Source organism: Stappia stellulata, assembly GCF_020176715.1.
GTDB lineage: Bacteria > Pseudomonadota > Alphaproteobacteria > Rhizobiales > Stappiaceae > Stappia.
The window spans coordinates 333,699-346,646 of the sequence record NZ_JAIVMF010000004.1 but is presented as its reverse complement, the minus strand read 5'-3'; the positions used below and the strand labels follow the sequence as shown (position 1 = coordinate 346,646).

The 12,948-nt window shown below is 67.0% G+C and carries 14 protein-coding genes; 10 read left to right on the top strand and 4 right to left on the bottom strand.

What is annotated here, in order from left to right:
* The 6 genes from LC092_RS08000 to LC092_RS07975 form a co-directional block, all read left to right on the top strand.
* Window positions 1-326 (top strand): cold-shock protein (locus tag LC092_RS08000; protein ID WP_318245908.1); only part of this gene is annotated, 326 nt, incomplete at its 5' end.
* 513 nt (window positions 327-839) lie between these two features.
* Entirely contained in the window at window positions 840-1,379 is a 540-nt protein-coding gene (locus LC092_RS07995; protein WP_224805924.1) for a GNAT family N-acetyltransferase, read from the top strand.
* Window positions 1,376-2,227, top strand: a complete 852-nt coding sequence (locus LC092_RS07990) for a 23S rRNA (adenine(2030)-N(6))-methyltransferase RlmJ (protein ID WP_224805923.1) — start codon at window positions 1,376-1,378, stop codon at window positions 2,225-2,227. Before LC092_RS07995 ends, LC092_RS07990 begins: the two co-directional genes overlap by 4 nt.
* Before the next feature lie 76 nt (window positions 2,228-2,303).
* Window positions 2,304-2,765 carry a cytoplasmic protein gene (locus LC092_RS07985; protein WP_224805922.1) on the top strand — a complete coding sequence of 154 codons (462 nt, stop codon included), beginning with the start codon at window positions 2,304-2,306 and terminating at the stop codon, window positions 2,763-2,765.
* Entirely contained in the window at window positions 2,765-3,439 is a 675-nt protein-coding gene (locus LC092_RS07980; RefSeq protein ID WP_224805921.1) for a ribonuclease T2 family protein, read from the top strand. Before LC092_RS07985 ends, LC092_RS07980 begins: the two co-directional genes overlap by 1 nt.
* Window positions 3,420-4,511 (top strand): DUF1176 domain-containing protein, encoded by a 1,092-nt coding sequence (locus tag LC092_RS07975; RefSeq protein ID WP_224805920.1) that lies wholly within the window; start codon window positions 3,420-3,422, stop codon window positions 4,509-4,511. The genes LC092_RS07980 and LC092_RS07975 overlap by 20 nt, the downstream gene beginning before the upstream one ends.
* A gap of 11 nt (window positions 4,512-4,522) precedes the next feature.
* On the opposite strand, the gene LC092_RS07970 is transcribed toward LC092_RS07975, so the two are convergent.
* Entirely contained in the window at window positions 4,523-4,777 is a 255-nt protein-coding gene (locus LC092_RS07970) for a hypothetical protein (protein WP_224805919.1), read from the bottom strand.
* A 279-nt stretch (window positions 4,778-5,056) separates the two neighbouring features.
* Between LC092_RS07970 and LC092_RS07965 the strand changes: the two genes are divergently transcribed.
* Window positions 5,057-5,674, top strand: coding sequence for a glutathione S-transferase family protein (locus LC092_RS07965; protein ID WP_224805918.1), 618 nt, complete (start codon window positions 5,057-5,059; stop codon window positions 5,672-5,674).
* 626 nt (window positions 5,675-6,300) lie between these two features.
* Here the strand turns inward: LC092_RS07965 and LC092_RS07960 are convergent.
* From LC092_RS07960 to LC092_RS07950, 3 genes are all read right to left on the bottom strand, one after another.
* Complete coding sequence (locus tag LC092_RS07960; protein ID WP_224805917.1) at window positions 6,301-6,498, bottom strand: hypothetical protein; 198 nt, start codon at window positions 6,496-6,498, stop codon at window positions 6,301-6,303.
* Window positions 6,499-6,515: 17 nt separating this feature from the next.
* On the bottom strand, window positions 6,516-7,661 hold the full coding sequence (locus tag LC092_RS07955) for a radical SAM protein (RefSeq protein ID WP_224805916.1): 1,146 nt from the start codon (window positions 7,659-7,661) through the stop codon (window positions 6,516-6,518).
* Window positions 7,662-7,885: 224 nt separating this feature from the next.
* A complete protein-coding gene (locus LC092_RS07950) occupies window positions 7,886-8,557 on the bottom strand; it encodes an outer membrane protein (RefSeq protein ID WP_224805915.1) in 672 nt (223 codons plus the stop codon).
* A 366-nt stretch (window positions 8,558-8,923) separates the two neighbouring features.
* On the opposite strand from LC092_RS07950, the gene LC092_RS07945 reads away from it, so the two are divergent.
* The 3 genes from LC092_RS07945 (at window position 8,924) to uvrC (ending at window position 12,862) form a co-directional block, all read left to right on the top strand.
* The gene (locus tag LC092_RS07945; protein ID WP_224805914.1) at window positions 8,924-9,949 is read left to right on the top strand and encodes a calcium/sodium antiporter; all 1,026 of its coding nucleotides are present in this window, start codon (window positions 8,924-8,926) and stop codon (window positions 9,947-9,949) included.
* Window positions 9,950-10,016: 67 nt separating this feature from the next.
* Window positions 10,017-10,832, top strand: coding sequence for an SDR family oxidoreductase (locus LC092_RS07940; protein WP_224805913.1), 816 nt, complete (start codon window positions 10,017-10,019; stop codon window positions 10,830-10,832).
* Window positions 10,829-12,862, top strand: a complete 2,034-nt coding sequence (gene uvrC, locus LC092_RS07935) for an excinuclease ABC subunit UvrC (RefSeq protein ID WP_224805912.1) — start codon at window positions 10,829-10,831, stop codon at window positions 12,860-12,862. The genes LC092_RS07940 and uvrC overlap by 4 nt, the downstream gene beginning before the upstream one ends.
* The last annotated feature ends 86 nt before the right edge of the window (window positions 12,863-12,948 follow it).

Sequence of the window (12,948 nt, the reverse complement as noted above, 5' to 3'; positions counted from 1 at the left end):
CACCGGCCCCGCGCGGCGGCGGCTTTCCGCCCCGCGGCGGTGCCGACGCACCGCGCGGCCCGAGACGCGAGGCGCCCGCGATGGAGCGGGGACCGCGCCAGCCGGGCGTCGTGAAGTTCTTCAAGGCCGACAAGGGCTTTGGCTTCATCATGCCGGATTCGGGCGAGCCGGACGTGTTTGTGCATATCTCGGCGGTCGAACGCTCGGGCCTGACCACGCTGGAAAGCGGCCAGCGCGTGACGTTCGAGACCGAGCCGGACCGGCACGGCAAGGGCCCCAAGGCGGTGGAACTGCAGATCGAGGACGGCGGCGACCAGCCGGCCTGACACGTCTGCGGTCGCCGGAGGCGGCCAGCATGCGACCTTTGATCCTGCCGCGCGGACCGTTTTCCGCGCGGCAGGATCGATATCGCGTTTGCAAGGTCGACATCGCGTTTGAAAGACCCGCGCAGGCACCGTTCGGGCCGAGCCAGCCCGCTGCCATGGTGCTCGGCGCAGCATGGCGCATTGTCAGGCTCCCACGCTGAAGGCGGCCGTAAGCCGCCGGAGGGCCGATGCGAGACGGCTGAAATCCGCTCAGGTCGGCTCGCGTTGCCGTCAGGCGCGGGCCGGGTGATTTTCGCGCAGCCGCAACGCCATCCGTGCTACCACCCGTCCGGAATGGACGCGCGGTCGCTCACCGCGCGACCGCTCCCGCCGCCATCGGCACCAAGCCGGCGGCGCGTCTTCCCCGGCATCCCGAGGTCCCGTTCCATCCGCATTTCCCGTCCGCTCCGGTCAAAGTCCCTTCGTCCATGCCCGCCGGACGATCTCCGCAGTCCCTTCAAAAGCACCATTGAGATGTCCACCACGACCGCCCCGTTTCAGGTTCGACCGATCGAACCCGCCGATTTTCCCGCCGTTGTCGCAATCAACGAAGCGAGCCTTCCCGCCGTCAGCAGCCTGACGGTGGCGACCCTCAGCGACCTTGTCGCGACCGGCGTCGTGACGCTCGTCGCCTGTTCGCCGGACGGTCCGGTCGGCGTGCTCGTCTGCCTCGACCACGACGCGGAGTACGACAGCCGCAATTTCGAGTGGCTCAAGCAGTCCCTCACCCGCTTCACCTATGTCGACCGTATCGCGCTCGCACCGGACGCGCGCGGCAAGGCTATCGGCCGCGACCTCTACCGCGCCCTGCTGGCGCGTCTCGCCGCCGATCCCTTGCGCGCGCATCTGCCGCTCGCTTGCGAGGTCAACACCCGCCCGCCCAATCCCGGCTCGATGCGGTTTCACGGCGGCCTCGGCTTTGTCGAGATCGGCCGCCAGGATCACGGCGACAAGGCCGTCGCCTATCTGATGCGCGATCCGAAGACGGCGCCGGACATCGGGGAACGCTCATGAACTACCGACATGCCTTTCACGCCGGCAACATCGGCGACGTGCTCAAACACGCGGTGCTGGCGCGGGTCATCACCTATCTCAAGGAAAAGCCCGCCGCCTTTCGCGTGATCGACACCCATGCGGGCATCGGCCGCTACGACCTGCGCGAGGGCGAGGCCAGGCGCACGGGCGAATGGCAGAACGGCATCGCGCGCGTGCTGAAGACGAAGCAGCCGGCACGGGTCGCCGAGCTGCTGGCGCCCTGGCTGGAGGTGGTGAAAAGCCTGAACGCCGACGAGGCGGAACTGCGCCACTATCCGGGATCGCCGCTGCTTGCCCGCATGCTGCTGCGCAAGCAGGACCGGCTGACCGCGACCGAATTGCACCCGAAGGACGCCGAAACGCTGGCAGACCTTTTTGCCGGCGACCATCAGACCAAGGCCATCGCCCTCGACGGATGGCTGGCGGTCGGCAGCTTCGTGCCGCCCAAGGAGCGGCGCGGGCTGGTGCTCATCGACCCGCCCTTTGAGTCCGAGAACGAATTCAGCACCCTGGCCGCCGGTCTCGTCAAGGCCTGGAAGCGCTGGCCCACCGGCGTCTACATGGCCTGGTATCCGGTCAAGGACCGCAAGATGGTCAACAGCTTCTACAGCGTCATGCGCAATCAGGAGATCGGCCGGATCATGTGCGTGGAGCATTTCGCCGGCACCGCCCATCCGGACAAGCCGATGATGGGCAGCGGGCTGATCATGATCAACCCGCCCTGGACGCTGGCCGACGAACTGCGTGTGCTCATGCCGTGGCTGACGGAAACCATGGCGCTCGGACCCGGCGCCGACTGGCGGCTCATTCCGCTGACCGGCGAATGACCGCCCGATGCGCTTGACCGGCTCTCCCGGCTGACGCATCGTCCAAGGCGTTCGCGCCCAAACGAGGATCATGCCCATGTCCGCTTCCGTCCGCCGCAGCCGTCGGCTGCTTGTCGCCCTCGCCTGCGGCCTCATCCTCGCAACCGGGCTGGTCGCGCAACCCGTCAAGGCATCGGACGACCGCCCCTATTTCTCCTGGAACGGCGAGCCGCGCGTGCCGGCCTGCGACACGCCGGCGGTGCGCCGGGCGGTGGCCGGGCAGATCGCCCGCGCCGATCCCGACTACCTTGGCGGCCTGACCATCGAGGACATGTCCCGCGTCGTGGAGACCGCCTATACGCAAGGCCGGCCGAGCCCCTATGCCCGGCGCTTCTGCGAGGCGCGCGCGCAAATGAGCGACGGCCGGGCACGCCACGTCTATTACGCCATCATGGAGCACAGCGGCTTCGTCGGCGTCAGCTGGAACCTGCGCGCCTGCGTCGACGGGCTCGACCCCTGGCGGGTCTATGACGCCCGCTGCCGGACCGTCCGCCCCTGATGGTCAAGCGTCGACACGGCGCCGTGTGCCGGCCCTTTCTCGCCGCCGCCTGCCTGCTGCTGCTGGCGCTGGTTTCCGCACCCGCTGCGCGGGCCGACCGCCCCGGCGCCTTCGACTATTACGTGCTCTCCCTGTCCTGGTCGCCGTCCTATTGCGCCAGCCGGGGACGCAATGCCGACCCGCTGCAATGCCGCGCCGCAAAACCCTACCGTTTCATCGTGCATGGGCTGTGGCCGCAATACGAGCGCGGCTACCCGGACTTTTGCGAGGGCTTCGGGCCCCGCGACCCTGCTTATGAAACGGTACGCGACATGCTGGACATCATGCCGAGCCGGGGGCTGGTGCGCCATCAGTGGCGCAAGCACGGCAGCTGCTCCGGCCTGTCGCCCGACCGCTATTTTGACCTGACCCGCAAGGCCTTCGCAAAGATCCGCATTCCGGCCGCCTTCCGCGACATCCGCAGCGGCAGCCGGATGGACGCCGACGCGGTCGAGACCGCGTTCCGCCTTGCAAATCCGGGCCTCAGGGACAATGCCATGGCCGTGTCCTGCGAGCACGACCGGCTGAGCGAGGTGCGCATCTGCCTGACGCGGGACCTGGAGTTCCGCTCCTGCCGCTCGGTCGACCGGCGCGGTTGCCGCCAGAAGCAGATCCATGTCCCGGCACCGCGATAACCCCGACCTGAAGGCACCCGCGCGCCGGATCCTGTCGGGCGCCGTGCCGCTGCTTGCCGGTGCGGCCTGGCTCATGGCGGGACTGGCCCTGCCGGCAAAGGCCGAGACCTTCGGCGACTGGCAGCTGACCTGTCCGACCCGCGACGACTGCACCCTGTCGACGGCGGCACTTGACGACACGGGCGGGCCGGAAGAACCAGGCGGACCGCGCCTCGCCTTAGGCGCGGGCGAAGGCGCCAGCCTGGCGCTCGCCTTCGAGGCGCCCAGACCGCGCCCGGACGACCGGCGCGCCCAGCAATGGGCGGTCGACGGGCGGCTGACCCATGTCCTGCGGCCCGAGGAATTCGCGCTCTTCGGCGGCCTCGAACGCTTTCAAGTGGTCTCGCCGCAAGCGGGGAGCGTCCTGCTGTCCGCCCTGAAGGCGGGAACGAGCTTGCGGATTTCCTATCTCGATGCCCTCGGCGAGGCGCATGACCGGCGCTTTTCGCTCGCAGGCCTGAGCGCGGGACTGACCGCCCTGGCGGAGCGGCTGGAACTCTCCGGCGTGCCGGCAACGATCGGCGCGCCGCGCGGTCTTGCCGAAACCCCGCCGCCGACACGCCAACAGGCCGTCGCGGCGCTTGGCATTCCCTATGCGGTGCTCGACCTCCATGCCCGCTCCGGCGCCTGCGAGAGTACCGCAAGCCCCTCCATCGCCAGCCAGGAGGTGATCATCGCCGCGATCTCGCAGGTCGCGACGCTCTATGCCATCGCCTGCACCGCCGGCGGATCTCACGTCACCTACCGGCTCTATGTGCGCGATTCCGGAGAGATCGGCGGCGTCGAGGCGCTGGTCTTCGCGCTGCACGACCCGCGGTTCGGATGGAGCGGAACGGATCTTCTGGTCAATCCGGCGTTCGACCCGGCGACGGCGCAACTCAGCGCAAGCTATGTCGGACGCTCGGACCGCCATTGCGGCTACCGGGCCAGCTGGATCTGGCAGGAGTATGCGTTCAGGTTGGAGCGTTTCGAAGGTCCGCAAAGCTGCGCGGATGCGACCCGGCCGGCGCGGTGGACCGCCGTCTATCCCTGAGCGGCGCGCTGCTACTTCTTCATCATCGCGACGACGCGCTGACGGCCGAACTCGGGCGCGCGGCGGATCGGGTCGGTGATCGCGTCGAAGGTCAGGCGCTGGTCCAGGACGGCGGCGTTCACGGCGGCGTAATAGCGCGACATCGGCGTATCGATGATCTCGGGGCGCAGCGGCGCCAAGGCGGGAACCGACAGCCCGTAGACCACCGCCGAAAGACAAAACGTCTTCCACAAAGCCGATAGCGGTGAAGAGGGCGAGAGCCGCATGACGCGTCCTTCCGGTGAATTTTCCGACAGCCGTTGCGGCCGGTCATTCGCACGCTAGGCAGCACCCCTTACCGAGATCTTACCGACGGGCTTGCAATTCGTTTCAACAACTCAGCGAAACCTTTGAGCTTTTTCAAAACGTGGAAATAGCAGGGAAAACTCTGTTAACCACATGCCGGCGCATCTGGAAAAAATCACGGGCCGCCTTTGGCCGCGCCCTCTTGCGCGGCCCGCGCAAACCCGCAAACTGGCGCGCAACGAAACCAAGGGAGGCTTCAAGTGCCGATTCTCCGCTCCTCACCGCCCTCGCCCTTCGGCCGCAAGGTCAAGATCGCCGCCGCGGTTCTGGGTCTTTCCGACCGGATCACGGTCGAAATGACCGACACCAAGGACCCGCACGACACGATCCGCAAGCAGAACCCGCTCGGCAAGATCCCCGCGCTGGTGCTCGACGACGGCAGGGTGCTGTTCGACAGTTCGGTGATCGTCGACTATCTCGATCATCTGGCCGGCGGCGGCAAGATCATCCCGGCCGGACCGGCGCGCCATGACGTGCTGCGCCTGCAGGCGCTCGCCGACGGCATCATGGACGCCGCCCTGCTCCAGGTCTACGAGACCCGCTTCCGCCCGGAAGACAAGCGCCATCCCGAGTGGCTCGCCTATCAGGCAGACAAGGTTGCGCGCGGCCTGGCGAGCCTGGAAGCCGACCTTCCCGCACCCGTGACCCCGGACGCGACGCCGAACGTCGGCCAGATCGCGGTCGCCTGCATGCTCGGCTATCTGGACCTGCGCTTTAACGGCGCGTGGCGGGCCTCCCATCCGAAGCTGGTCGACTGGCTGGCCGCCTTCGAGACGGCTGTCCCGGCCTTTGACACCACCCGCCCGCCGGCCGCCTGATTAGCCCGCATCCCCGGAGGCGGCGGCGGCGGCGCCGCGACAACGGCTAACCCCGCCGCCGCCGGCTCGTGACGACACGCGAGCGCCCGGCTAACGGCATTCACGGTCGCGACATCCGCACGGCCCTCGGCGACCGCCGCGAACGCGGCGCGATGCGACCCGGTTTCCAGTATCTCCCGAAAACCGCCCGTCTCGCGCAAGCGGTGCAAGCAGCGCGCGGCGTGCCCCCTCGCCCGACTGCGAACCGGGAGTATTGAAGGCCGCAGCGCCGTCCCCTCAGCGCCTCCAGATCCAGCGCCCTGTCCTTCGCGCGCACAACGAAGACGGTGCGACAGGTGCCGGGCGGACAGCCGGGAATGGCGCAGGCGGGCGCGCCCAGCAGCCTGCCCCCCCCCAGATGGCGCACATAGGGAAATCCACAGGCCTGCCCACGGCACAATTGCGGGTTCTGCCAGAGCACAAGCGGCGGCCGGTCCGGGTCAGATCCTCAGGCGCGGCGCTCCCGGCTGCGCGAAAGGCATCGCGCAGGGGTGCCCACAAAGCGTCGGTCACTTCGCGCACCTCCGGCCAGTCGCACACCGGAAGGGCGGTGCTCGATGCGGGTGACGCCGGGACGGGTCCTCAGGCTACCCCAACTGCTGCCATTGCCCCCAGATGACGCGGGTGTAGCTTTCATTGTCGGCCTCGCTGAGAACGCTTCTGACCATATTGGTCAGGTCGTCGTCCTCATGAAGCTTCATCAGGCGCTCATGGAGGTCATCGTCGACGTCCCGGATTTCGACCTCGAATTTGACCTTGACCGTTTTTCCCGAGGGTTCGCTCATCACAAACTCCATTCTTTCTAGAGGTAGGGGTGAGGGTCGTTCAGATAGGACAGCGTCTCGCGGCCAAGACGGTACAGGGCCTTGCAATGAGCGCTGCGATGGTCGTGGGAATGGTCGGCGTCGTCGTATCGCGAGCCGGGGTGTCCGCCGCCACACAGTCTGGCGACCTCGCAGTTTTGGCAGTCCGTCGGCAACCGGTCGCCGCCGACCTTTGCGACGAACCGCTTGATCAGTTTCTCCGCTCGCGCGAACGAGAAATCCGTGTCGTTCACGTTGAGGCCGGTGTTGTAGCCTTCGGCGATCCCGAAGCGCTCCAGCTGGCTGTATTCCGTGTCCATGCAAAGCGTGCCGTCGGTCTCGATGACCGCCAGCGAACTCATGTCGGCGCCGCCCGTTCCCAGGAAGGTCGTGCGCCGGCCGAACGCCTGCAGGATCATCGAGGAAAACAGGCGAACCCGCATCGAAGGGTCATCGCCCTTGACCCAGGCGCGAAAGGCATCGACCAGAAACTCGGGCAAGCCCTCCAGGTCGATTGCCGTCTCGGGGTTTCTCTGCCTTGCGTTGTTCGTCATCGGCAGGAGAATGTCGGCGCTCGAGACCCCCAGCGCCCTGAGCGACGAGATCGCCAGTCGGCCGTCGCTTACGCCGTCGGCAACGCTCAAGACGCCCGTTGAAACGCCCGCCCGCCGGAGCCGACCGAGCGCTTCGACGGTCTGGTCGTAGGTCCCCTCGCCGGTCGGGGTGACCCGGTTGGCGTCATGGGCGCTCCGGTCCGTATCGATGCTCACGCCAATGCCGATGTCATGGCGACGCAGAAAATCGATCCACGCATCGTCGATCAACAGCGCGTTGGTTTGCAGCTTGTTGTGAATGAAGGGCGCGAGACCGGTCTCGCTCTGCAGCTCCATGAAAGCGCCGAAACGCCTGCGCCCCAGCATCAGCGGTTCGCCGCCATGCCAGACGATTGCGCCCTGCCGGCCCAGCGCCGACAGATAGTCGCGGTACCGCTCGTAAAGGGCTGTGACCGTTTCCACGGTCATCGACGATCCGTAATCGCGGGTGTCGTCATTGATGTAATAGCAGTATTTGCAGCGAAGATTGCATGCCCGCACGACTTTCACGACGAGAATGTGAAGGTAGTCGGTTGCGTGCCCTGCGTGCATCGACCCGTTTCCCCCGCAACGATCTGCAATTGTAGCGTGTCGGAACTGTACTTTCAAAGCCCGAATTTCCGCTACGTCGCCGGCCCTTGAGGCAGGAGCCGCCCCGCCATCTTGCAACCTGAGATCGGAACGGCAACGGCGCAGGACGGGCCCTTGCGCAAACGAAGAACGGGAGCCGGCGGGCCGGCTCCCGTTGCATCTTGCTCCATCGCTTGCGCGAGGGATCAGAACTTGTAGCTGAGACCGAAGCGGACCTGGTTGTTGTCCAGATCGGTCTTGTAGGACTGGCCGCCCAGCGAGAAGGTCTCGCTGCCGTAGTCCTGGTACTGGTATTCCAGACGCGCCGTCACGTTCTGCGTGACCGCGCCTTCCACACCGGCGCCGGCCGTCCAGCCGATGCGGGTCTTGCTGTCCTTGACGCCATTCGCGGCGACATCCATGTCGGCAATCGCCAGACCGCCGGTGCCGAACACCAGGAAGCGGTCGAAGGCCCAGCCGGCACGGGCGCGCACGGTGCCGTTCCAGTCGCTGGACGTCTTGTAGGAGACGCCGGCGACCGTGCGGGTCTTGTCGATGTCGGCCAGGCTGAAGTCGGCTTCCGCACCGAGCAGGAACTCCGGCGTCACCATGTAGTTGTAGCCGGCATGGACACCGCCGGTGACGCCATTGTCACGCGTTGTGAAACTGCCCGTGACACCGTTGCTGGTGCCGAAGTCGGACCAGTTCCAGCCGAGATGCCCACCGAAATAGAACCCCGACCAGTCGAACCGCTCCGCCGGAACCGGCTCCTGGTAGGTGTAGGGCTCTGCGGGTTGCGGAAGGTCGGCCGCATGGACCGATGCGGTCGCGGCGAAGGCGACGGCAGCGCTCAGGCCGGCAGCAGCTAGACGCTTCATATGAATACTCCGAATTACAACGTGGACTGTGCGAGCGGTCTAAACCGCCCTGCCCCCCAACTTCCCTTGATATGGGGATCGAATGTGGCAACGGCTGTCACGAATTGCGGCGTTTCACGGGCAGGCCGTGATTTTTTGATGACAGGGTAAGCGAAGGCTTAACGCCCCGGCACCTATCCGGAACCAAGCATTGGGCTTTTCATCTCCCCAAGGATGCATATATACGAGCGGTGTCTCCCGGCGCTGGCAACACATGCGACCGGCATCACCTCCCGATCCCGGGCGTGCGCCGCACGCTCCACACATCACCAAAGCCCAGGTTATCGAAGCCCAGGCCGTCAACGCACACCCGGACCAGAACGCTTCATGCTCATCGACTATGTCAGCCTGATCGGAGGGCTTGTTGTCCTGATCGTCGCCGGGGACGTTCTGGTGCGCGGCGCCGTCAGCATCGCGGAGCGTCTCGGCATCCCGGCCCTGGTGATCGGCCTGACCATCGTCGCCTTCGGCACCAGCGCCCCGGAGCTGTTCATCTCGCTGGGCGCGGCGATCGACGGCCTGCCGGGCATCGCCATCGGCAATGTGGTCGGCTCCAATGTCGCCAATGTGCTTCTGGTCCTCGGCATGCCGGCGCTGATTGCCAGCACCTCCTGTCGCGAGAAGGGGGCGACCCGCAATTCGATCTTCATGGTGGTGATCAGCCTCGTTTTCATCGGCATGTGCTTCCACAGCCCGATCGGCCGTCTCGACGGCGCGATCCTGCTGATGCTGCTCGGCGTCTTCTTCTGGGAATCGGTGCGCGCCACACGCAACCACCGCGCCGCGAACGGCCACGGCAGCGCTGCCGCCACGGCGAACAACGGCGACGGCGGGGATAACGACGACGACGCGGAGGTCGACCTGCCGTTCGACGAGGTCGACGGCGTCCCGGAAAACCCAGCGCTGGCGATCATGTTCATCGCGCTCGGCCTGATCGGACTGCCGCTCGGCGCGCATTTCACCGTCGAAGGCGCCAGCGCGCTCGCCAGTTCCTGGGGCGTGTCCGATGCGGTGATCGGGCTGACGGTGGTGGCGCTCGGCACCTCGCTGCCCGAACTGGTGACCTCGCTGGTGGCCGCGGTGCGCGGGCACACCGCCGTGGCGCTCGGCAATGTCATCGGCTCCAACATCTTCAACCTGCTGGCCATCATGGGCATTACCGCAGCCTTCGTGCCGCTTTCGGTTCCCGCCGAGGTGCTCAAGCTCGACCTGTGGGTGATGCTTGCCAGCGCCCTGCTCGTGCTCGCCTTTTCCGTCTTCCACGTCACCATCCGCAAGCCGTCGGGCGTAATTCTCTGCGCGCTTTACGGCCTCTATATCTTCTCCGCCTTCCAGTTCGGAAAAATCGGCTGATCGGACACGGGCAAACCTGCGTATTTTCCGGTACCCTTCCCCGTTCCACCGATATCCGTGAGCGCCCATGTCCACACGCCCTTCCGCCGCCGCTTCGCCGGCGGACACCCCGGCCGCACCCTCTGACGCACGACCGGTCGCGCTGGTCACCGGCGGCGCGCGCCGCATCGGCGGCGCCATCGCAAGCGACCTGGCGGACGACGGCTTTGCCGTCGCCATCCACGTCAACCAGGCGCTCGACGAGGCCGAAGCTGTGTGCGCGGCCATCCGGGCGCGCGGCGGCAAGGCGCAAGCCTTTCAGGCCGACCTGACGGACCCGGCCGCGCCGGACGCCCTGATGGCGGCCGCCTGCAATGCGCTCGGCCCGGTGTCGCTTCTCGTCAACAGCGCCTCGATCTTCGAAAACGACGGCATCGGCGACCTCGACCTGGAGCGCTACGAACGCCATTTCGCGATCCACACGCGCGCGCCGATCTTTCTCGCCAATGCCATGGCCATGCGCCTGCCGGCGGAGCAAAAGGGCCTGATCGTCAACATCATCGACCAGCGGGTGTGGAAGCTGACGCCGCAGTTCCTCTCCTACACGCTGTCGAAGGCCGCCCTTTGGACGGCAACGCAGACGCTGGCGCAGGGACTGGCGCCGCGCATCCGCGTCAACGGCATCGGCCCGGGGCCGACGCTGTCGAACACCCGCCAGGACCCGAGCGACTTCCTCAAGCAGACCTCCTCCACGCTGCTCGGCAACGGCCCGGAACTGTGGGAATTCGCCCGCACCATCCGCTATCTGTGGGACACGCCCTCGGTGACGGGGCAGATGATCGCGCTCGACGGCGGACAGCATCTTGCGTGGGAGACGCCGGACGTCGTAGGCATCTCGGAATGAGCGAACAGGACGACCCGGACGACACGACCCCGCATGCCGGCTCCGAGCTTCCGCCGGAACCGGCGTTCGAGCGCGCGGCGACGCCGCTCGGACCCGATGCGCGCGGGGCGGATGTCATCGCCCATTTCGTCAAGCGGCTGCCGCTCTCGCCCGGCGTCTACCGGATGCTCGACGAGAATGGCGACGTGCTCTACGTCGGCAAGGCCAAGTCGCTGAAGAAGCGGGTGACGAGCTACACCCGCCTGCAGGGCCAGCCGAACCGCATCCTGCGCATGATCATGGCGACCGCCTCGATGGAGTTCGTCACGACGGGCACCGAGACGGAAGCGCTGCTTCTGGAAGCCAACCTGATCAAGCGCCTGCGCCCGCGCTTCAACGTGCTGTTGCGCGACGACAAGTCGTTTCCCTACATTCTGGTCACGGGCGATCACGAGGCGCCGGCGCTGGTGAAGCACCGCGGCGCGCGCCGGCGCAAGGGCGACTACTTCGGCCCCTTCGCCTCCGCCGGCGCGGTCAACCGCACGATCAACGCGCTGCAAAAGGCGTTCCTGGTGCGCAATTGCACCGACAGCTATTACGCCAACCGCTCCCGCCCCTGCCTGTTGCACCAGATCAAGCGCTGCGCCGCCCCCTGCACCGGCGAGATCTCGCCGGAGGATTACGCCGGTCTCGTCGCCGAGGCGAAGGCGTTTCTCTCCGGGCGCAGTCAGATCGTGAAGAAGGAACTCGCCGTCCAGATGGAACAGGCGGCGGAAGCGCTCGACTACGAGAGCGCCGCGATCTACCGAGACCGGCTGGCCGCGCTGTCGCATGTCCAGTCGCACCAGGGCATCAACCCGCGCACAGTTGAAGAGGCCGACGTCTTCGCCATCCATCAGGAAGGCGGACAGACCTGCATCCAGGTGTTCTTCTTCCGCACCGGCCAGAACTGGGGCAACTACGCGCAGTTTCCCCGCGCCGACAAGTCGCTCGGCGAGGCGGAGGTGCTGGAGAGTTTTCTCGCGCAGTTCTACGACGACAAGCCCGCCCCGCGCCTGCTGCTCTTGTCGCATGACATTGCCGAACGCCCGCTGCTGGCGGCAGCGCTCGGCGAACGCATGGGCCACAAGGTCGAGGTCGCCGTTCCCCAGCGCGGCGAGAAGCGCGAACTGGTCGAACACGCGATGAAGAACGCCCGCGAGGCGCTCGGCCGAAGGCTTGCGGAAACGAGCAGCCAGGCGCGCCTGCTCAAGGGGCTGGGCGAGGTCTTCGGCCTCAGCGAGACGCCGCGCCGGATCGAGGTCTACGACAACTCGCATATCTCCGGCACCAACGCCGTCGGCGGCATGATCGTCGCCGGGCCGGAAGGCTTCGCCAAGGCGCATTACCGCAAGTTCAACATCAAGTCGGAGGACCTCGTCCCCGGCGACGACTACGGCATGATGCGCGAGGTGCTGAAGCGGCGCTTCTCGCGGCTCGTGCGGGAACATGGCGACGAACGGCCCGTCGCCGCCGCCTCGACCGCGGACGCCGCCATGCCGGAGACCGAGGCCGAAGAGGCCGCGCAGGCCGTCGATCCGGCGGCCGATCCCACCGCCATCCCGGCCTGGCCGGACGTGGTGTTCGTCGACGGCGGCATCGGCCAGCTGAATGCCGCGCGCGAGACGCTTGCCGAACTCGGGCTGGACGACGTGCCGCTGATCGGCATCGCCAAGGGGCCGGACCGCGACGCGGGGCGCGAGAAATTCTTCATCCCCGGCAAGCCGTCCTTCATGCTGCCGGAGCGCGATCCGGTGCTCTATTTCATCCAGCGGCTGCGCGACGAGGCGCACCGCTTCGCCATCGGCTCGCATCGCGCGCGGCGCAAGAAGGACATCTCCAAGAGCCCGCTCGACGACATCGCCGGCATCGGCCCGAGCCGCAAGCGCGCGCTGCTGCGCCATTTCGGCACCGCCAAGGCGGTGTCGCGCGCCGGCATGGAAGACCTGATGGCGGTCGAGGGCGTGTCGGAATCCGTCGCCCGCACGATCTACGACCACTTCCACGAATAGGGCGCGTGCCGCCGGCGGGATTTGCTGTGCAAAATCCGGCTGGCGGCGCGGGAGACCGCGCCGAATCCGGGCAAGATGGCTGGAAA